Origin of the sequence: Microbispora sp. NPDC046973 (genome assembly GCF_040644495.1) — a bacterium.
Classification (GTDB): Bacteria; Actinomycetota; Actinomycetes; order Streptosporangiales; family Streptosporangiaceae; genus Microbispora.
This window is the reverse complement of sequence record NZ_JBEYWQ010000041.1, coordinates 1-19,431: the sequence shown is the minus strand read 5'-3', so window position 1 is coordinate 19,431 and position 19,431 is coordinate 1. Positions and strand designations below refer to the sequence as shown.

Genomic DNA, 19,431 nt, shown 5'->3' with positions numbered 1-19,431 from the left:
GTGCTCCGGGTGGATGAGCGGACGGTGTACTAATACGTTCGTGACCGCGACGACTCTCCCATCAGGAACGGTTCGGCCGGACCATGGTGCGGAAGGGAAGAGCCGCTGCGCCAGTGGCGGGCCAAGCACCTGCCTAGACGGAAGAACATCGACGAACCCTGACAGGTACTGAAACACAAAGGGCAGCAGTTCCAGACCCTATGCGGGCGTGCGCGTACGCCGGTTCACGGCGGCCAGCAGCCCCACGGCCGCCAGGCTGGAGATCGTGGCCGACCCGCCGTACGACACGAACGGCAGCGGCAGCCCCGCGACCGGCAGCAGGCCCATGGTCATCCCCACGTTCACGAACGTCTGGAACGCCAGCCAGCACACCACCCCGCCGGCCACCGCCGTGCCGAACGGCGAGGGGCTCCTGGCCGCGATCCACAGGCCGCGCCACAGCAGGGCGAGCATGAGCAGGATCACGCAGGCGGCGCCGAGGAAGCCGAGCTCCTCGCCCGCGACCGTGAAGATGAAGTCGGTGTGCTGCTCGGGCACGAAATGGCCCGCCGTCTGCTCGCCGTGGAACAGGCCCTTGCCGAGCAGGCCCCCGGACCCGATCGCGATCCTGGCCTGGGTGGCGTTGTAGCCCACGCCCATCGGGTCGGCGTCCGGGTCGGCCAGCACCATCAGGCGCTGGAGCTGGTAGGGCCGGATGAGGTCGAGCCGCCACACCAGGAACAGCCCGGCGGCCCCGGCGGCGGCGAACCCCGCGAACCACCTCTTGGGCGCGCCGGACACCGCGATCATCCCGGTGGTCAGCACCAGGAAGACGAGCGCGGTGCCGTAGTCGGGCTGCAGCGCGATCAGCCCGACCGGCAGCGCGGCGAGGCCGAGGGCGAGCAGCACGGCCCCGGCGCCCGGCCTGCGCTCGCCGTCGCGCGGCTCGCCCAGCGCCGTCGCGAGCGCGAGCACCGTGGCCGCCTTCGCGAACTCGGAGGGCTGGAACTGCAGCCCGTCGCCGAGCACGATCCACGCGTGCGAGCCGTTGATCGTACGGCCCAGCGGGGTCAGCACGGCGACCAGCCCGGCCAGCCCGAGCAGGTACAGCACCGGGACGTAGGCCCGCAGCATCCGCAGGTCGATCCGCGAGACGGCCCACATGAGCGCGAAGCCGATGCCCACACTGAGCGCCTGCCGCTGCGGCAGCGTCGAGCCCGGCTCGTTGCGGACGGCCGACCACACGAGCACCAGCCCGATCGCCGACAACGCCGCCGCGGGCAGCACCAGCCCCCAGGCGGGGAGGAAGGCGAGGCGCGCCCACGCCCTGCGCCTGGTCGCCCGGCTCGCCGGCAGCCGTACGGACAGGGGACCGAGCGTCGTCATCGCTTCCTCTTGTCCTTCTTCTTGTCGTGCTTCTTCGCGTCGTGGGTGAGGGCGGCGATGCCCTCCCAGATCTCGCGGGCGGCGGGGGCCGCCGTGGTCCCGCCCGTGCCGCCCTGGGAGACGACGACCACCACGACATATTCGGGCTTCTTCACCGGGCCGAAGGAGGCGAACCACGAGGTGTCCCGCCTGCCGTACGCCTCGGCGGTGCCGGTCTTCCCGGCGACCGGCAGCCGCTTGAACGAGTAGCCGTCGAACGCGCCCGCGGCCGTGCCCGCGCGCGGCACGCCGGCCAGCGAGTCGCGGATGAACCGCAGCGTCTTGCGCGAGGCGTCGATCTTTCCCACGACGGGCGGGGTGATCGTGCGGACCACGGTGCCGTCGGGGCGCACGACCTGCTTGCCGATCCTGGGGCTGAAGACCGTGCCGCCGTTGGCGAGCGCGGCGTACCCGCGGGCGAGCTGGAGCGGCGTCACCAGCACGTCGCCCTGGCCGATCGAGAAGTTGGCCGCGTCGCCGGCCCACCAGACCCCGCCGGAGCGGCAGTTGTCGGTGGCGAGCGCCTTGAGGTAGGCCGCCCGCCTGCGGTCGGACATCTCCGGATAGCCGGTCTTGGCGCGGCGGCAGGAGTCGGCCTTGGTCCGCTCCCAGTTGGCCTTCTTCCAGGCGCGGTCGGGCACCCTTCCGGGCGCCTCGTGCGGCAGGTCGAGCCCGGTGGGTGTGCCGAACCCGAACTCCCTGGCCATCGCCTGCATCGGGTCCTTGGGATGTTTGACCGGCTTGAGCCCGCCGTCACGCTGCCACATCTTCTCCGCGAACCGGTAGAAGATCGTGTCGCAGGACACGACCAGGGCCCGGCGCATGTCCATCCGGCCGAGCTCGGCGCTCTCGAAGTTGTGGAACACCCGGCCGCCGATCTTGTAGCCGCCCGGGCAGTCGTAGGAGGCACGCAGCGGGTAGCCCGCCTTCGCCGCCGCGGCCGTCGAGGTCACCTTCCAGGTGGAGCCCGGCGGCCACTGCCCCTGCACGGCCGCGCTGACGAGCGGCAGGTCCTCGTAGTCGTGCTGCGAGATGCCCCCGGTCCACACGGCCGGATCGTAGGTGGGATAGTCGGCGATCGCCGTCACCCGCCCCGTCTTCGCCTCCAGCACCACCGCCGCGCCGCTGTCGGCGGGCTCACCCCGCTTGCGCGCGGCGGCCACGGCCCGGGCCAGCGCCCGCTCCGCCACCTCCTGGATGCGCGCGTCGATGCTGGTCACCAGGGTGTCTCCGGCCACGGCGGCCTCCTCGCGGATCAGGCCGGTGACCTTGCCCGTGCTGTCCACCGCCACCTCCCTGATCCCGGTCCGCCCGGCCAGCTCGCGGTCGTACTGCGCTTCGAGGCCGTCGCGGCCGACCAGCTCCGGGCCGCCCTCGGGGTCGTCGGGGGAGGGCGGCTGCAGGTAGCCGAGCACGTGCGCCGCGGCCGAGCCGAGCGGGTAGGTCCTGACCGGCCGCAACGCGGTGCTGACGCCGGGGAACTCGTCCTGCCGCTCCGCGATCCACAGCGCCGTGCGCACGCTCACGTCGTCCGCGACGACGATCGGCTGGTACGGCGAGCCGGGCCAGCACGGCCGGGGCACGTCCCCGGTGCACAGCCGGGCCCGGTCGGCGATCTCCTGGTAGGGCCGGCCCAGGGCCCGGGCGAGCCGGGCCAGCACGTCCTTCCCGCCGTCGGGCTGGTGGATGAGGGCCATGTAGTCCACCGACACCTGCGGTTTGGTCTCGTTGGCCACCAGCGGCCGGCCGCGTGTGTCGAGGATCTGCCCGCGCACCGGCGGCAGGACGACCGAGCGCACCCGTGACTCGGTGGCCGCCCTGACATACGACGGGCCGGTGACGATCTGCAGGTACCACAGGCGGCCGAGCAGGGTCAGCATGAGCGCGGTCACCACGACGAACACGAGCGTGAGACGCCCGCGGTGAGCGGTCCTACGCAAGCCGCCTCCCCCGGCTGTACGGCTCGCGCGACCTGTCCCGCGATCTGGGCACCCGCCCGAACGACCGGCGACGGGGCAGCAGGGCGAGCGCCGCCGCCACGAGCGCGGCCAGGCCGACGGTCCAGGCGACGGCGCCGGGCGCGAGGGCCGTGCCCCACGGCGTGCCGTCGAGCAGGGCCGCGAGCACGCCCCCGGCGAGCGACGCGCCCAGGGCCACGGCGACGGCGACGGCGACGCGCCGCCCGGCCGTGCCGTCCGCGGTGACCCGTGCGCACACCCACCCGGCCAGGCACAGGACCAGGGCGAGCCGCCCTATGGTGTGGTCGGCGGGCGGGGCGATGTCGGCGGCCAGGCCCGCGGCGAACCCCAGGAACGCGCCCGCTCCTGGCCGCAGATGCGGCGCGAGCGCGATGACGCAGATCAGCACGATGTCGGGCCCGCCGCCGGGCAGGGACAGCCCGTTCACCACGGCGACCTGGAGCACCGGTGCGACGAGGACGACGAGCACGGACGACACGACCGTCTTCATCACGCCCCCTTCGCCTTCTTCGAGCCGCTCTTCGCGGCGTCCGCATCCCCGTCCCCGGCCGTGCCTTCGCCGGCGGACGCGCCCACCGCCGCGCCGTCCGGCAGCGGTCCCAGCACCACGGTGACGAGGTCGAGCGCGGTGAACCGGGCGAAGGGACGCACGAGCGCCGTCCTGGTCAGCGCGTCGGGCGCGGGCTCGATCGTGATCACCGTGCCGATCGGCACGTCCGGCACGTACGGCCGCATGTCGCGCGAACCCAGCGTCACCACCCGGTCGCCGGGCTTCACCTCGGCCGAGGGGTTGAGCAGGCTCAGCCGCAGCAGCCCGCGCTCGGGGACACCGGTCACCAGGCCGACCTCCCGTGAGCCCTCGAGCCGGGCCCCGATCGAGGCGCCGGAGGCCGTGGCGAGCTGGACCGTCGCCGTGCCGGGCCCGGACCGCAGGACCCGGCCGACCAGCCCGCTCCCGTCGAACACGGTCATGTCGCGGGCCACGCCGGCGTCGGATCCGGTGTCGACGGTGACCGTGCCGTCCCGGCCGAAGCCGATGACGTGGGCCGACGCGACCCGGTAGCCGTCCGCCTGGGCGGGGGACGGAGCCGTGCGGCGGGCGGCCAGCAGGCCGGCGCGCAGCCGGGCGTTCTCGCGTTCGAGCTCCTCAAGGCGGCGCTCGCCCGACGCCCAGCGGAAACCGGCGGACGCCGCGTCCTCCAGCCCGCCGTACACGGCCGACCCGAACGCGCGCAGCGGTTCGAGCGGGGTGACGGTGTCGGCTGCGATCAGGGCGGCGGAGACGAGCGCCAGCAGCGCGGGCGCCCGGCGACCGGCGGCCCTCATCGACGCGTTTCGGGGAGGAACACGTCCTGCATGTCGTCGAAACGCTCGACGCACCGGCCCGCGCCCAGGACCACCGACTGGAGCGGCTGGTCGACGAGGTGGATCGGCATGCCGACGGCGTGTTCGAGCCGTTCCGCCAGCCCGTCGAGCAGCGCGCCGCCGCCGGTCAGCACGATGCCGTTGTCGATCAGGTCGCCCGCCAGCTCGGCCGGGCACTGGTCCAGCGTGGTCTGCACGGCGTCGACGATCGTCTGGACCTGGTCCTCGATCGCCTCCCTGACCTGCGCCCGGTTGATCGTCGCGGTCTTGGGCAGGCCGGTCACCAGGTCGCGGCCCCGGATCGGCAGCGGCGCGGTGTCGTCGCCGCCCGGCCGCGCGCTGCCCAGCTTGATCTTGATGTGCTCGGCCGTGCGTTCGCCGAGCATCAGGGAGTGTTCCTTCTTGACGTAGTTGACGATCGCCTCGTCGAGCTCGTCGCCGCCGACGCGCACGGACTTCGACACGACCACCCCGCCGAGCGAGACGATCGCGACCTCCGTCGTGCCGCCGCCGATGTCCACGACCATGTTGCCGGTCGTGTCGCCCACGTTGAGCCCCGCGCCGATCGCCGCGGCCATCGGCTCCTCGATGATGTGGACGCGGCGGGCGCCCGCCTCGTACGCCGCCTCCCTGACCGCGCGCTGCTCGACGCTGGTGGTGCCGCTCGGCACGGCGACGACGACCCGGGGCTTGGCCAGGTAGCGATTCTTGTGCGCCACCTGGATGAAGTGCCGCAGCATGCGCTCGGCCGCGTCGAGGTCGGCGATCACGCCGTCCTTGAGCGGGCGCAGCGTGGCGATGTGGGGCGGGGTCCGCCCGATCATCTCCTTCGCCGCGGTCCCGACCGCCACGATCCTGTCCGTGTGCAGGTTGATCGCCACCACCGAGGGCTCGTCGAGGACGACGCCCTTCTTGCGCACGTACACGAGCGTGTTGGCCGTGCCGAGGTCGACCGCCATGTCCCGGCCGAGCAATCCCCACGGGAAACCCATCGCCGACCAGCTTTCAGAGAGGAGGGAGAGCACGCGTGATCGCTGCCCGGCGGCCCCGCCTCTAAACAGAACGGTCCCTCCCCGTACGAACCGGACCGCTAGGCGACGCTGAGATAGAGGTCTCTCGCCAGCTTCGTCACCCGCTCGGCCGACTGTGTGAAGGACGCCCCCGAGGGCTGCAGGGTGAGCACCACCATGATCAGCCGGTCGCCGATCACGCCAGTAGTGTGGAGCACCGGACGGCCGAAATCAACCGGGTTGCCGCTTATTGTGACCGCCCCGATACGGTACGACGCCGCCTTCGCGCGGGTGCACTTGACGGGAGGAACCGCGCCATACCCGGACCAGCCCTGCTTGATCGCCCAGGGCCGGGGGACGGCGCGGGGGATGCCGAAGAACTGGTCGAAACCGTCGCGGGCACACTGGGACGCCTTGCGCAGGTTGCCGAGGACGAAGTCGCGGACGCGGGGCTCGGCCCGCCGCAGCAGATACCGGTAGACGAGCGCGATGTCGGCCGCGCTGATGGCGGTGTAGCCCCAGAAGCCCGGTTTGGCGGCGGGCGGCGGGGAGGTTTCGGTCAGGCCGATCCTGCGTGCCATCCGTCGCACGATCTCGCCCTGGCCGCCGCGCCGCCACAGGGCCGTCGCCGCGTCGTCGTCGCTGCCGCGGAGCATGGGCGTCAGCAGGGCCATGTCCGCGGCCGGAATCGTCCCCCTGTGCCGCTCCAGGTAGTCGGTGGCGATGAGGATCTTCACCACCGACGCCGACCGGAACCGGTGGTGCGCCTGCCGCTGGGCGACCGTCCTGCCTGTGGTCACGTCGACCACGGCGTACCCCGCCGTCACCCCGGCCGGCACCCGCACGGGCTTCGCGGGGGATCGCACCGGGCGGGCGGCCCCATCGGACGCGTCCCTGGTCTCCGGCCCGCTCGCCCCTGCCGCCGCGCTGTGTCCGGCGGGGCCGGCCGGGCCGGAGGAGGCCGGGCCGGAGGAGGGCGCCGTCGCCCGCGCCGCCGTCGTCCGGTCCGAAGCCGTGCCGCGGCCGTCCGCCGCGCAGCCGGTCAGGAGCGCCGGGAGCACGGCGGCCACGGTCAGGACGGCGGCGGTTCTCGATCGCGTCATCCGACCATGCCTACCAGATCGGCTCCCGGCCATGGAGGGAAATGTCCGGTGCCGGCGGTTCCTCCCCCGATCGACTACCAGCGCCCGGGCATACTTTCCGGCGACCGGTCGGGGGACGAGCCTGGGGTGATCAAACCGGTCTCGTAGGCGAGCACGACCGCCTGCACCCTGTCCCTGAGGCCGAGCTTGGACAGGATGCGCGCGACATGGGTCTTCACCGTCGTCGGGCTGAGGCTCAGCAGGTCGGCGAGCTCGGCGTTGCTCAGCCCCGTGGCGAGCAGGCGCAACACCTCCAGCTCCCGGGGTGTCAGCTCCGACAGATCCCGGTGTACGGCCGCTCTGGCCTCGTCGCGGCGGGCGAACCGCTCGACCAGACGGCGGGTGATCGCCGGTGCGAGCAGGGCGTCCCCCGCGCGCACCAGACGGACCGCGGCCACCAGATGCTCGGGGGTGACGTCCTTGAGCAGGAAGCCACTGGCTCCCGCGGTGAGCGCGGCGTAGACGTAGTGATCGAGGTCGTAGGTGGTCAGAATGAGGACGCGGGTGTCGCCCGCGCCTTCCGCCATGATCTGCCGGGTGGCTTCGAGACCGTCCATCTGCGGCATCCGAACGTCCATGAGCACGACGTCGGGCCGAGTACGCCGGACGGCGGCGACGGCTTCCGCTCCGTTGGCCGCCTCGGCCGTCACCTCGATGCCGTCGGCGGCGAGGATCATCCCGAAACCGCTGCGTACCAGCGCTTGATCGTCGGCGATGACCACGCGCATGGGCCCGTTCACGTGGTGGCCCACAGAATCCGCGCCTTGATCTGGTATCCGCCGCCGCTCCGCGTCCCGGCCTGCAGGGTGCCGCCGTAGAGGGCGAGCCGCTCCCGCATCCCGATCAGGCCCCGGCCCTGGCCGTCTCCGGCGCCGGTCGTCCGCCTGCCGCCGGTGTCGGTGATCTCGATCTCCAGCCAGTCGCCGTGGTAATCGATGGTGACGGACGCCGCCGCGCCGGCGGCATGCTTGATCGTGTTGGTCAGGGCCTCCTGGATGACGCGATAGACCGCCAGTTCCACCCCGGGCGGCAGAGGGCGGGGCGGCGGGGAGATCTCGACGCTGACCGGCACTCCGGCTGCGCGAACCCGCTCGATCAAGGAGTCGAGCTGGTCGAGTCCCGGTTGTGGTTCGAGCCCGCCGGCGCTGCCGTCCGCCCGCTCGCTCTCCGGCCCCGCGAGCAGGCCCATGACGTGGCGTAGTTCGGCCATGGCGGCTCGGCCGCCGGCTTCGACCGCCAGCATGGCCTGCCTCGACCGGGCCGGAGCCGTGTCCATCACCGCGCGTGCCGCTCCGGCCTGGATCACCATCACGTTCACGTTGTGGGTGACGACATCGTGCAGTTCGCCGGCGATCCGGGAGCGCTCCTCCTGGACGGCCTTGCGCATGGCCTCCTCCTGTGCGCGCTGGAGTTCCGTGAACCGGCGGCGGCCGGCATCGAGTTGTCGCCGCCAGGATCGGACGAAACCAGCGGCGACTCCGGCGCTCATCAGCACCACGAACGGCCCCAGCCAGCTGGGCAACGCCGGGACGGAGTCCCGGAAGGCGGCGCCTGCCAGCACGGCAGCGAGGACGAGTCCGCCCATGGCCGGCGCACGGTGCGGACTGTGGGCCACGGCCCCGTACCCGGCGATGGCGAACGTCAGCACGGTGATCCACGTCGCGCCGTCGTGGGTGGCCAACGCCGCGGCCAGCACCGCCCAGAAGGCGATCAGTGGGTAGAGCCGTCGCACCGCCAGCGGCAGAGCCGTCAGAACCACCAGGAGCGGAAGCGGGCCGGAATCCTCCTGGCCGTCGGGAGGGATGGCAGGCCGTTCCCAGCGGTCAGGCGGTACATCGCCGCCTCGCGGCGGTGGAGAGGGCCGCAGTTGCAAGGGCTCCGACAGGGAGTGCGGCTGCCCGTCGACACGATGAGTGCCGTCTGTGGCGCCCGCCGTCGCGGCCACGGCCGCAATGGTCAAGACGATCGCGAGCAGCAGGTCGGCGAGGAGCGACCGGCGCGAAAGCCGGGTGGGTTTCCGCACAGGGCGCAGCACGTCCAGCGTGAACCGCCACCATCCACGTCGTTCGCTCACCGTCTCATTGTCCTGATCGCGCGGCACGTCCCGCGTCAGCCTCAGTGACCGGATCTGACCTCCGCCAGAAGTACATCGCAAGGATGACACCGCCCAGGGCTCCTCCCCGAGAAGGCGCCGATATCGGTATGGCAGCCGACGCGGACGGATCTCGCCGGCCCCTAGCGTCGTTGCCGCCACCGGCCGCCGCCCGCGCAGGTCCCATCGAGGCGGCCCCATCAGGAAGGACAGTTCATGGATCACGTGATGGAGGGGGAAAGCCCGTCCAGCCCCGCCGTGGGGAACGGCGCAGGCGCCGGTGGCGGCACACCGGCGCCGCCCCACCGGATCCGCCGAGGCGGCACCGTCGTCGCGGCGCTGCTCGCCTTCGCCGCCGTCTCCTGCGCCTCCGCGTACGGTTCGGCCGGCTCCGGCGCCCCCTCGCGCGAACCGTCGCCCGGCTCCGGTGCGTCTGTCGCCGCCGATCCGTCGTCCACCCGGATCAGCACGCCTCATCTCCCCGAACCGACCGGATCCCAGCCGGTCGGCACCACGTCCCTGTACTTCAGGGACACCTCACGCGTCGATCCCTGGGCCCCTGGCGCGAAGGCGAGGGAACTCATGGTTTCCCTGTGGTACCCGGCGAGATCCCGCAGCGGGAAGCGGGCCCCGTACATGACGGCGAAGGAGTCGGAGCTCATCCTGAAAGGCGAAGGGATCCCCGGTCTGCCGTACGACGCGCTGAGCAGAACACGGACCAACGCCTTCGTCGACGCCGCACCGGCCGGACGCGAACACACCCTGCCCCTGGTGGTGCTCTCCCCGGGCTTCACCGAGCCCCGCAGTTCGCTCACCGCCCTGGCCGAGGAGCTGGCGAGCAGGGGCTATGTGGTGGCCGGCATCGATCACACCTACGAGAGCCTGGCCACGACGTTCCCCGACGGCCGGGTCGCCACGTGCGTCGCGTGTAAGGCGGACAAGAGCCAGGAGTTCTGGAACAAGGTGGGCCGGAGCCGAGCGGTCGACGTCTCCTTCGTCATCGAGGAACTGACCGGCGCGAACCCCAAGTGGAAGGGCGCCTCGCTGATCGCCCCGTCCCGGATCGCGATGGCCGGGCAGTCGGCAGGAGGCGCGAGCACCATCGCCGCCATGCTGAAGGACACCCGCATACGTGCCGGGATCGACATGGACGGCACCACATTCGCCCCGATCCCGGACACCGGACTGTCGCGGCCGTTCCTCTTCCTGGGCACGCAGGCCATGCACAGCCCGGGAGGCAAGGACACCACGTGGGATCGCGACTGGGCACATCTGACCGGATGGAGGCGCTGGCTCGTGGTGACCGGGGCAGAGCACGCCTCCTTCACCGACACCGCGCTGCTGGTGGAGCAACTCGGCATCTACCGCAATCCCGGCCTGTCCGGAGAGCGGGCCGTGGAGATCACTCGCAGCTACGCCAGGGCCTTCTTCGATCTGCACCTGCGGCACAGGCCCCAGCCCCTGATGGACAAGCCGTCGAAGCGCTATCCGGAGGTCAGGCTGTGTGACACCGAGCAGAAGACCTGCGCCTGAGGCCGGGACCGTACGGCCGTGGTGACGGGGCCGGCCGGTCGTGTCACGTCGAGCGGTGCGCGATCAGCCGGCACCGCGAGCCCGGCGGTCGGGCGGTGTGGATCAGCGGCCGTCGAGGAGAGGCTGCCGGGGGTCCCAGCGGGTGCCGTCGGCGGCGTCCCTGCGGCGGCGGGCGATCGCCGACAGCGCCTCCAGCACGACCCGGTTGCCCAGGTACGCCGTGATGTCCGCGTGGTCGTACGGCGGGGCCACCTCGACGATCTCCAGGCCGACGACGGGCAGCTCGTAGCAGGTCCTGCGTACGGCGTCGAGGAGCTGGCGGGCCGACAGGCCGCCCGGCTCGGGCGTGCCGGTGCCCGGCGCGTGGCCCGGGTCGCAGACGTCCACGTCGACCGACAGGTAGACCCCGTCGCAGTCGTCGAGCGCGATCGCGTACGCCTCGGTGAGGCACTCGTCGAGGCCCCTGGTGACGATCTCGGTCATCTCGTACGACCGCATGGCCTGGCCGGCCATCCAGTCGAGGATCTCCGGCCCGGGCCAGTAACCGCGCAGGCCGATCTGCAGGAAGCGGTCGCCCCGGATGGCCCCCGACTCGATGAGCCGCCGCATCGGCTGCCCGTGGCCGTGCAGGTGGCCGAACTCGATGTCGCCGGTGTCGGCGTGCGCGTCGAAGTGGAGCATCGAGACCCGGCCGAAGCCGTGGTGGCGGGCCACGCCGGTCGCGTCGGGCAGGGCGATCGTGTGGTCGCCGCCGAGCACGACGGGGATCGCCCCGGAGGCCGCGATCCTGGCGACCGCGTCCTCGATCGCGCGCAGGCTGCCCTCGATGTCCCCGGCGTAGGTCTCCACGTCGCCGGCGTCCAGCACCCGCAGGTCCTTGAGGGCGTCCACGCGCAGCGCCAGACTCGGGCGGGAGCCGTCGTGGGGGAGATAGCAGGTCTGGCGGATGGCGTTCGGGCCGAAGCGCGCGCCCGGGCGGTGGGAGGTGCCGCCGTCGAACGGCGCGCCCAGAATGACGACGTCGGCGTCCGCGTAGCCGGCCGGGTCGTCGAGGTCGCACCGCTCGACGCCGAGGAACGTGATGTCGGGACCGAACATCTGGCCGTAGCGGGACAATCCAACTCCTGACGTCAAACCGGTCTTATCGGGCATCACATGCTATTGGGTGACAGGGCTGACGTGCTGCGTCTCGACGAGGAAGGGGTCGAGCAGGCCCGGGGTGCCCGCGGCGGCCAGGCGCAGTGCCTCGGCGAGGTCCACGTCGCGCACCTGGTAACCCTGCTTGCCCGCCGCCGTGGTCGCCGTCAGCGTCGCCAGGCGGGCCCGGCGCTGGAAGAACGACCGCTCGACGTTCCAGCCGATGACGCCGTCGCACTCCAGCACCACCCGCCGGCGCGCGAGCGAGCCCCAGCGGGTGACCAGGTAGCCGGACGTCATGGTGTGGCCGAGCGAGCGGTAGCGGTCGGCGGCGAGCAGGGCGGTCAGCGGCAGCAGGGCGGCGGCGGTGAGCCACGTCCACGAGGGCAGCCCGGCCCACCACCACAGCGCGAGCAGCGCGGCCAGCACCAGCGCGTGCACGCCGTACGCCCGGGTGAACCTGCGGCGCAGCGCGGCGGGGCCGTGCGCGGTCAGGTCCGCGGTGACCGGCGAGGCCCCGGAGGCTGAGGAGGCAGAGGGAACACCGGGAACACGGGGGAGCACGAGCCGGGCCACCGACACGGCGTCCGCGCGCGGCGCGGGCGGCAGCAGCAACGACCCGCCGCGCTGGGCGCCCTGCGCCGCCCGCAGCCCGGTCGTCACCGCGGACAGGCGGGCCCCGCGTACGGCGCGCAGCAGCAGCGGCTCGCTCACCTCGACCCCGCGCAGCCGCCGTTCCTCGATGGTGGTGGCCCGCGTGGTCAGCAGACCACGGGTCACGTGGAGGGTGCCCTCGGCGTGCCGGGTCAGCCGGAAATTGCCGAAGGCCAGGACGTAGCCGAGCGTGGAGGCCACGCTCACGAACACCACCAGCACGAGCACCACCGTCGCGATCTCCAGCGGGAGCGACATCGCGCTGAACCACCGCCAGGTCTCCTGGACGGGCCCGACCCTGCCGAGGTCGACGTTGCCCTCCGAGACCAGGCGGGACACGAACCCGGCGACGACGCCCACGGTGACGAGCCCGGACATCGTGAACGGCCCGAACCTCACCCACTGGGGACGCATCCGCGCGAGTTCCGTCTCCGCGGCCGGCGTGCTCCCGGCCGGGGGCGCCACGGGGGAGGCCCCGGCAGGGGCGGCGGGGGTCACGGAGGAGCGGTGCAGCAGTTCCACGCGCAGGCGGGCGGCCTCGGCGGCGGTGAGCGCGTCGAGCTTGAGCCGGCCCTCGTGCCTGCGCTCCGACGTGCCCGTCCCCACCTCCACCCGGGCCAGGCCGAGCACGCGGTGCAGCACGTGGGAGGTGACGTCCACCGTGCGGACCCGGTCGCGGGGCACGGTCACCACCTTGCGGTTCAGCAGGCCGCGGCGGACCTGCACGTGCTCGGGGGTGACGCGGTAGGTCGTGGTGAACCAGCGGAGCATGCCGAGCACGACCATGAGGCCGACGCCCGCGAGGCTCCACAGATGCCCCTTGCCGCCGCTGCTCGACCCCGCGACCAGCAGGCCGAGCAGCGCCGGGGCGGCCCGTACGACCTCCTGGAACGGGTGGATCACCAGCATGCGCGGGCTCAGCCGCCGCCAGGTCAGGGTCGTCTCGACGGCGTCGATCACGTGGCGTCACCCGCCGTCGCCTGCGCGGTCGCGGTGAGCTCGGCGACCAGGCGCTGGGCCGTGTCCCGGTCGAGGCCGCTGACCTTGATCGGGCCGGCGGCGGAGGCGGTGGTGACGGTGACGTTGGCCAGGCGGAAGATCTGCTCCAGCGGGCCGCGCTCGCTGTCCACGGTCTGGATGCGGGAGACGGGGGCGATGCGCCACTCCTGCTTGAACCAGCCCGACTGGGTGAAGACGGCCGCGGACGTGGCCTCCCAGCGGTGCACCCGATAACGCCACTGCGGCATGATCGTCACGTGCGCCACCGCGGCGACGGCGGTGACGACGAGAGCCGCCACATGCGCGGTGACGGGCAGGGCCTTCCCGTCGCTGTCGGCCACGAGCCAGGCCACCTGGGCCGCGAGGATGACCAGCCAGCCGAGGGCGGCCCGCGCCGCCCAATACCAGACGGCGGCACGGCTCACGCGGTGCTGAGGGGATCGGAGGGTCGGGGTGTCCACGCCCCAACTCTGCCCGATCGCGCGCGTCCCGGCGTAGTGGGGCCGATCCCGGTTCTCCCCAGGACAAATGTCATGCCCCCGGCGCCGTACGCCGGGTCAGAGGGCGGACAGCAGCGCGTGGACGTGGGAGAGCGGGTCGGCGCCGACCGGGCGGACGGCGACGGTGGACACGCCCGCCTCCCACAGCGCCCTGACCTGCGCCGACGCCTCCTCCGGCGAACCCGCCGCCATGACGACCTCCTCCGGCGCCACCTGCAGGAACCCCGCCTGCTCCTCCGCCGCCGGCCGCATCGCCTCGCGCGCGTCGTCGCCGACGTAGAGGTGGATGAACGCCACGATTTCGTGATCGCCGGTCGCGCCGATTCCCTCGATCATCGACCGCAGCCGCTCCGGGCTGAGACCCTCGGGGAGGATGGTGCCCTGGGCGACCCGCCCCGACATGGCCAGCGAGCGCGGGCTCACCACTCCGGCGAGGACGGGCGGCGGCTCGGCCGGCGGGTGGACGAGGCGGACGCCGTCCAGGCTCACCTCGCGTCCGTGCAGGGTGACGGTCTCGCCGCGCAGCAGCGCCCGTACGGACGTGATCGTCTCCTCCAGCAGCGACAGCGGCGACGCGGCGGCGGCGCCCACCTGACGCATCCACGCCTGTACGCCGTGCCCGATTCCCGCGGCCAGCCGCCCGGGGTGGAGGCGGGCCAGGTTGGCCAGCTCCATCGCCAGCAGCATCGGATTGCGCAGGGGCGCCGGGGTGATGCCGATGCCGACGCGCAGGCGGGAGGTCGCGGCCAGTGCCGTGGCGGCCGAGGAGATCGAGCCCGTCCAGCCGAGGTCCTCCACCACCCACAGGTCGGAGACCGCCGTGCCGTCGAGTTCCCGGGCGAACGACGGAAGCGACTCCGGCGGGAGATCGCGGTCGAAGACGACTCCAAGCCTCACGGGCGGCCCTCCAGAACAAGCGTGATCGGCTCTACGGCCTTCCGAGTATCCAGGACGGAGGGAGGCGTCGCACACGGGGACGGGGGGTGATGGCGCGGGTGAAGGAGGTGGGCCGGGCCACGGTGGGCCCGGCCCGGATCATGGTGGCACCGGTTCGGCGGCCGTCACTCGCTCGCGCCCTCGGCGGGGCGGTTGGCCTTCTTCGCCTGCTTCGCCGAGCGGGCTTCCTTGATGGCCGTCCTCTTCGCCTTGCCGGTGGACTTCGCGGGCTTCTTCTTCTGAGCGTCGTCAGCCATGATTCCCCCGAATGTACGAGGATGCGCCTTATGTGCGCATCTGAGGGGGTTGATACCCAAGAGAGCGATGAGACACCCGGCCGGTACGGCTCGCGCATCCAAAGTGCGAGCCGTACCGGTGCGTCCGGTCAGACCATCTGGCGCTGCTCGGCGCTGAGCGGGGCCGCGATGTCCTCCAGCGAGCGCCGGGCCGCCTCCACGCCCATGAACCACTGCACCAGCCCGGCCGCCATCATCAGGACGGCGCCGATGACGTAGCCGACCACCACGTCGCCGACGATCCCGCTCTCCACCAGGCGGCCGAACAGCACGGGCCCGATGATCCCGCCGAGCCCGGTGCCGACCGCGTAGAACAGCGCGATCGCCAGGGCCCTGGTCTCCATCGGGAAGATCTCCGAGACCGTCAGGTAGGCGCTGCTCGCCCCCGCCGAGGCGAAGAAGAACACCACCATCCAGCAGGCCGTGAGGGTCACCGGGCTCAGCACGTGCGCGTTGAACAGCGCCGCGGTGCCCAGCAGGAGCAGGCCGGAAAGGACGTAGCTGCCCGCGATCATCGTCCGGCGGCCGACCGTGTCGAAGAACCGGCCGAGCAGGACCGGGCCGAGGAAGTTCCCGATCGCGATCGGGACGAGATACCACGGCGTGCTGCCGTCCGGCACCTTGAAGAACTTCGACAGCACCAACGCGTACGTGAAGAAGATCGAGTTGTAGAGGAACGCCTGGCCGATGAACAGCGACAGGCCGACGGTCGTGCGCTTGGGATAGCGGCGCAGCAGCGTGGCCGCCACCTCCGTCAGCGGGGTGTGCGTCCGCTGGTTGATCCTGATCTCCCCGTGCGCCGGTTCGAGCGTCTTGCCGCTCTCCTCGCGGACCTTCGTCTCGATGTCTCCCACGATCTCCTCGGCCTCGTGTTCGCGGCCGTGGATGAACAGCCAGCGCGGGCTCTCTGGCACGGTCCTGCGGACCAGCAGGATCGCCACGCCGAGGACGGCGCCCAGGCCGAACAGCAGGCGCCAGCCGAGACCGGCCGGCAGCAGGCTCGTGTCCAGCGCCGGGATCGCGATGAGCGCGCCGAGCGCGGTGCCGAGCCAGAAGGAGCCGTTCACCACCAGGTCGACCGTGCCGCGCACGCGGGCCGGGATGAGCTCGTCGATCGCCGAGTTGATCGCGGCGTACTCGCCTCCGATGCCGGCGCCCGTGAAGAACCGGCACAGGTAGAAGTACCAGGCGTCGTGCGAGAAGGCCGTGGCCACGGTGGCGGCGAGGTAGAGGGCGAGCGTCACCAGGAAGAGCTTCTTGCGCCCGAACCGGTCCGTCAGGTGGCCGAAGAAGAGAGCGCCGATGCAGGCTCCCGCAACGTACACGCCGGCGGCGATCCCGACCTCGCTGTCGGTGAGTCCCAGCCCGCTGCTCGGGTCCGTGATCCGAGGGCCGATGACCCCGACGATGGTCACTTCGAGCCCGTCGAGGATCCAGACGGTGCCGAGTCCGATGAGCACGAGCCAGTGCCAGCGGGCCCAGGGGAGCCGATCCAGCCGCGCGGGAATGTCGGTGCTTATTTGCGCCATATCGTCCCCTTCTCCGGAAGATATGGCGCCCGTCTACCCCGGATCCGCGCAGAAATTCATTCTGCTTCTCACCGGTCTCGGCCCTGCCCGGTGCGCGCCGGCGTTCAGGCCGTCGTCGTGCTCTCGCTCTCCACGCCCCCGGGAGCCGGTACGGCGGCGTCGTGCCCGAGCTCGAACCACACGCAGACGCCGGTGCGGCTGGCCGCCACCCCCCACCGGCGGGTGAACAGGTCCACGAGATGGACGCCGCGGCCCGGCGTCAGCTCGGGAGACGTCCAGCACCCGCAGCCCTGCGTCGACAACGTGACGCGGGCCGCGGCGGGCGTGGCCAGGACCGAAACGCCGTACCCGGGCGGGCGTCCGCAGGAGGCGGCGTGCCGGAGCGACTCGGCGACCAGCTCGCCGATCAGCTGCACGGCGTCGTCCCGGCAGGGGTGGCCGTCGCCGAGACGGTTCGCCACGAACCGCCGGGCGGCCCGCACCTGGGACGTGTCTCCCGAGAAGGGGGGTGAGATCGCGATTCTCCCCGAGAGGTTGAGAATTGTCATCCCGTGATAACTCCCTGTGCACCCGTCTGCGGATGGCGATTCGAGGTCCGTGCAAGACTTCGTTCATCCTGCACTTTGCAAAACGGCTACGCAATATGGCGAATGCACGATTGCATAGTTTCCTTTTGCGGCGAAAGGGAGAGTTCGGTTCATGAGGGGAGTGGGCGGTCCTACGGTCCGGCTCCGCCGGCTTTCCGGTGAGCTGACGCGCCTGCGGCGTGAAGCCGGATTCGTCCGGGAGGAGGTCGCGCGACGACTCGGCCTGGCGGCCTCCACCGTCTACCGGATCGAGACCGGCCACACCCGCCCGCAGACCCGGACCATCCGCGACCTGCTCGACCTCTACGGCGTCGAGGGGTCGGAACGGGACGCGCTGGTCGCGCTGGCCAGGGACGCCGGACGGCGGGGATGGTGGCGCGCCTACGACGACGTCCTGCCCGGGCCGTACGTCGGGCTGGAGGCCGAGGCGTCCTCGGTGCGCAACTACGAGCCGCTGCTGGTCCCCGGGCTGCTGCAGACCGAGGACTACGCCCGTGCGGTCATCGGCGCCGCCCTGGTCAAGGACCCGGCGGAGATCGAGCGCCGGGCGGCGGCCCGGATGGAGCGCCAGCGGCGCCTGACCGGACCCGCCCCGCTGGAGCTGTGGGCCGTCCTCGACGAGGCGGCGCTGCGCCGGCCCGTGGGCGGCCCGCCCGTGATGGCCGAGCAACTGCGCAGGCTGCGGGAGGTGGCCGTCCAGCCGAACGTCACCGTGCAGGTGCTGCCGTTCGACGCGGGCGCCTACCTCGGCATGGGCAACTCGGCGGCGATCCTGGCGTTCCCCGATCCGGGCGACGCCGACGTGGTGCTGCTGGAGAACATGAGCGGCGAGCTCTACCTGGAGGATCCGGCGGAGGTCCGCGGATACGTCCAGGTCTTCGATCATCTTCGTGCCGCCGCGCTCGGCCCGGAGAAGTCCATGGAAATGATCATTTCGGTCGAGAAGGAGATGGCAGGACGATGAGGGGACTCGTACCGGCGGACGACCTGGCCTGCGCGGTCTGGCGTAAGGCGGCGCGCTCGAACACCGTCGGCAACCAGTGCGTCGAGGTCGCGCGCCTGCGCGACGGCGTCGCCGTACGCGACTCGAAAGATCCTCAGGGGCCGCGGCTGATGTTCACCCCGGGCGAGTGGGAGGCGTTCATCGACGGGGTCAAGGGTGGGGAGTTCGACCTGTCCTGAGCACTCCCGTCCCCGTACGGCCCGTCTCCGTCACGCACTCCGTCGTGAACGGGGCGGGCCGGACGGCATTCCGGGGACGGCCCGGTGCGGCCGGTCCGGAATGGCCGGCGCTCCACCGGGCAGGAGACCTGGCATGCGAAGGGAAGACGACCGATACATCGATACAGAGGACGAGCCGGACATCGCCGGCGAGTGGACGCCGTCCGCGACGGATCCGCCGAACGCGGAGCCCGACGACAAGAACCCTGACGAACGCTGGGACAAGCCGACAGAGGTGTGAGGGAGGACCGTCATGACCATGGGAGTCGACCCGCGGGACCTGGGCGACGAGGACCTTATCCGCGAGTTGCGCCACCTGCACGAGACCCGGTCGGAGACGTTCTTCCACGGGTCCGACGACGCGCTGGAGCGCCACACCTCGCGGACGCAGGAGCTGGAAGGCGAGTACCTCGCACGCTACCCGGACCGGCAGGTCGATCCGGAGCGGCTGCGTGAGGGGGCGAGACAGCGCAGTGCCTGACGAGGAGAGCCTGGAGGACGTCCAGGAGATGACGGCGGCGGACATGACGGTCTACGAGGCCGTCGCCGCCCTCAGCACGAAGGATCGGCCCGCGACCGCCGCCGAGGTCGCCGCGATGACCGGCCTACCGGAGGACGACGTACGGCGGTGCCTCGGCAGCCTGGCCGAGGGCGGCAGGCTGGTGCCCAAGGGGGACGCCTACACCCTCGGCACCCACGACTGGGGCCTCGAATACTGACGAGCGCGGCCGGGCGGTGCGTCGAAGAACGGTGATTGAAGAACGGTGATTGAAGAACGGTGCCGTGGCCGGCGCGGGGACGCATGAGGTGCTCAAGGTCGGCCTCTGGCCCAGCATGCGGCACGGTCAGGAGTGACGCCGTGGCCGGGGTGGGGATGCACAGCTTCGGTCCGCTGCGGTTGCACCGCGTTTCGCGCTCACGGGCGGGCGGGTGCTCCGGCCGGCCGTGACAGTGGCGGTCCGGTGAGCCTCGGGAGCGGCCATCGCGGGCGCGGTGGTACCTGGCACGGTCTTACGCCGGCCTCCGCACCCGCCCGCCCCCGGCGCT

At 72.2% G+C, this 19,431-nt stretch carries 21 protein-coding genes; 6 read left to right on the top strand and 15 right to left on the bottom strand.

The window, feature by feature from the left end:
- Nucleotides 1-198 precede the first annotated feature (198 nt).
- From rodA to ABZ860_RS38810, 8 genes are all read right to left on the bottom strand, one after another.
- A complete protein-coding gene (rodA, locus tag ABZ860_RS38845) occupies nucleotides 199-1,365 on the bottom strand; it encodes a rod shape-determining protein RodA (RefSeq protein WP_357230379.1) in 1,167 nt (388 codons plus the stop codon).
- Nucleotides 1,362-3,344 carry a penicillin-binding protein 2 gene (mrdA, locus tag ABZ860_RS38840; RefSeq protein WP_357230377.1) on the bottom strand — a complete coding sequence of 661 codons (1,983 nt, stop codon included), beginning with the start codon at nucleotides 3,342-3,344 and terminating at the stop codon, nucleotides 1,362-1,364. Before mrdA ends, rodA begins: the two co-directional genes overlap by 4 nt.
- Nucleotides 3,337-3,873, bottom strand: coding sequence for a rod shape-determining protein MreD (gene mreD, locus ABZ860_RS38835; RefSeq protein ID WP_357230375.1), 537 nt, complete (start codon nucleotides 3,871-3,873; stop codon nucleotides 3,337-3,339). The genes mrdA and mreD overlap by 8 nt, the downstream gene beginning before the upstream one ends.
- A complete protein-coding gene (gene mreC / locus ABZ860_RS38830; RefSeq protein ID WP_357230373.1) occupies nucleotides 3,873-4,709 on the bottom strand; it encodes a rod shape-determining protein MreC in 837 nt (278 codons plus the stop codon). Before mreC ends, mreD begins: the two co-directional genes overlap by 1 nt.
- The gene (locus ABZ860_RS38825) at nucleotides 4,706-5,740 is read right to left on the bottom strand and encodes a rod shape-determining protein (protein WP_357230371.1); all 1,035 of its coding nucleotides are present in this window, start codon (nucleotides 5,738-5,740) and stop codon (nucleotides 4,706-4,708) included. Before ABZ860_RS38825 ends, mreC begins: the two co-directional genes overlap by 4 nt.
- Nucleotides 5,741-5,838: 98 nt before the next feature.
- Nucleotides 5,839-6,861: a hypothetical protein gene (locus ABZ860_RS38820; RefSeq protein WP_357230369.1), complete on the bottom strand. Its 1,023-nt coding sequence runs from the start codon at nucleotides 6,859-6,861 to the stop codon at nucleotides 5,839-5,841.
- Between the two features lie 74 nt (nucleotides 6,862-6,935).
- On the bottom strand, nucleotides 6,936-7,628 hold the full coding sequence (locus ABZ860_RS38815; RefSeq protein ID WP_357230479.1) for a response regulator transcription factor: 693 nt from the start codon (nucleotides 7,626-7,628) through the stop codon (nucleotides 6,936-6,938).
- An 8-nt stretch (nucleotides 7,629-7,636) separates the two neighbouring features.
- Nucleotides 7,637-8,974, bottom strand: coding sequence for a histidine kinase (locus ABZ860_RS38810; RefSeq protein WP_357230367.1), 1,338 nt, complete (start codon nucleotides 8,972-8,974; stop codon nucleotides 7,637-7,639).
- A gap of 234 nt (nucleotides 8,975-9,208) precedes the next feature.
- Here ABZ860_RS38810 and ABZ860_RS38805 point away from each other — a divergent pair, with 234 nt between their 5' ends.
- Nucleotides 9,209-10,525, top strand: a complete 1,317-nt coding sequence (locus ABZ860_RS38805) for an alpha/beta hydrolase (RefSeq protein WP_357230365.1) — start codon at nucleotides 9,209-9,211, stop codon at nucleotides 10,523-10,525.
- Between the two features lie 102 nt (nucleotides 10,526-10,627).
- Here the strand turns inward: ABZ860_RS38805 and speB are convergent, their stop codons facing one another.
- From speB to ABZ860_RS38770, 7 genes are all read right to left on the bottom strand, one after another.
- Complete coding sequence (speB, locus tag ABZ860_RS38800; protein WP_357230363.1) at nucleotides 10,628-11,641, bottom strand: agmatinase; 1,014 nt, start codon at nucleotides 11,639-11,641, stop codon at nucleotides 10,628-10,630.
- 42 nt (nucleotides 11,642-11,683) lie between these two features.
- Nucleotides 11,684-13,276 carry a PH domain-containing protein gene (locus tag ABZ860_RS38795; protein WP_357230361.1) on the bottom strand — a complete coding sequence of 531 codons (1,593 nt, stop codon included), beginning with the start codon at nucleotides 13,274-13,276 and terminating at the stop codon, nucleotides 11,684-11,686.
- Nucleotides 13,273-13,776 carry a PH domain-containing protein gene (locus ABZ860_RS38790; RefSeq protein WP_357230359.1) on the bottom strand — a complete coding sequence of 168 codons (504 nt, stop codon included), beginning with the start codon at nucleotides 13,774-13,776 and terminating at the stop codon, nucleotides 13,273-13,275. The genes ABZ860_RS38795 and ABZ860_RS38790 overlap by 4 nt, the downstream gene beginning before the upstream one ends.
- Before the next feature lie 96 nt (nucleotides 13,777-13,872).
- Nucleotides 13,873-14,712 carry an LLM class flavin-dependent oxidoreductase gene (locus ABZ860_RS38785; protein ID WP_357230357.1) on the bottom strand — a complete coding sequence of 280 codons (840 nt, stop codon included), beginning with the start codon at nucleotides 14,710-14,712 and terminating at the stop codon, nucleotides 13,873-13,875.
- Nucleotides 14,713-14,876: 164 nt separating this feature from the next.
- Nucleotides 14,877-15,008 carry a hypothetical protein gene (locus tag ABZ860_RS38780; RefSeq protein ID WP_256863183.1) on the bottom strand — a complete coding sequence of 44 codons (132 nt, stop codon included), beginning with the start codon at nucleotides 15,006-15,008 and terminating at the stop codon, nucleotides 14,877-14,879.
- A 128-nt stretch (nucleotides 15,009-15,136) separates the two neighbouring features.
- A complete protein-coding gene (locus tag ABZ860_RS38775; RefSeq protein ID WP_357230355.1) occupies nucleotides 15,137-16,576 on the bottom strand; it encodes an MFS transporter in 1,440 nt (479 codons plus the stop codon).
- Between the two features lie 104 nt (nucleotides 16,577-16,680).
- Nucleotides 16,681-17,124: an ATP-binding protein gene (locus tag ABZ860_RS38770; protein WP_357230353.1), complete on the bottom strand. Its 444-nt coding sequence runs from the start codon at nucleotides 17,122-17,124 to the stop codon at nucleotides 16,681-16,683.
- A 151-nt stretch (nucleotides 17,125-17,275) separates the two neighbouring features.
- On the opposite strand from ABZ860_RS38770, the gene ABZ860_RS38765 reads away from it, so the two are divergent.
- The 5 genes from ABZ860_RS38765 (at nucleotide 17,276) to ABZ860_RS38745 (ending at nucleotide 19,103) form a co-directional block, all read left to right on the top strand.
- Nucleotides 17,276-18,127 (top strand): helix-turn-helix transcriptional regulator, encoded by an 852-nt coding sequence (locus ABZ860_RS38765; RefSeq protein WP_357230351.1) that lies wholly within the window; start codon nucleotides 17,276-17,278, stop codon nucleotides 18,125-18,127.
- Nucleotides 18,124-18,345 (top strand): DUF397 domain-containing protein, encoded by a 222-nt coding sequence (locus tag ABZ860_RS38760; RefSeq protein WP_142563210.1) that lies wholly within the window; start codon nucleotides 18,124-18,126, stop codon nucleotides 18,343-18,345. Before ABZ860_RS38765 ends, ABZ860_RS38760 begins: the two co-directional genes overlap by 4 nt.
- A gap of 133 nt (nucleotides 18,346-18,478) precedes the next feature.
- Nucleotides 18,479-18,625, top strand: a complete 147-nt coding sequence (locus ABZ860_RS38755; RefSeq protein WP_159454895.1) for a hypothetical protein — start codon at nucleotides 18,479-18,481, stop codon at nucleotides 18,623-18,625.
- A 12-nt stretch (nucleotides 18,626-18,637) separates the two neighbouring features.
- Complete coding sequence (locus ABZ860_RS38750; RefSeq protein ID WP_169982112.1) at nucleotides 18,638-18,865, top strand: DUF6158 family protein; 228 nt, start codon at nucleotides 18,638-18,640, stop codon at nucleotides 18,863-18,865.
- Nucleotides 18,858-19,103 (top strand): helix-turn-helix domain-containing protein, encoded by a 246-nt coding sequence (locus ABZ860_RS38745; RefSeq protein ID WP_357230348.1) that lies wholly within the window; start codon nucleotides 18,858-18,860, stop codon nucleotides 19,101-19,103. The genes ABZ860_RS38750 and ABZ860_RS38745 overlap by 8 nt, the downstream gene beginning before the upstream one ends.
- Nucleotides 19,104-19,431: the final 328 nt, after the last annotated feature.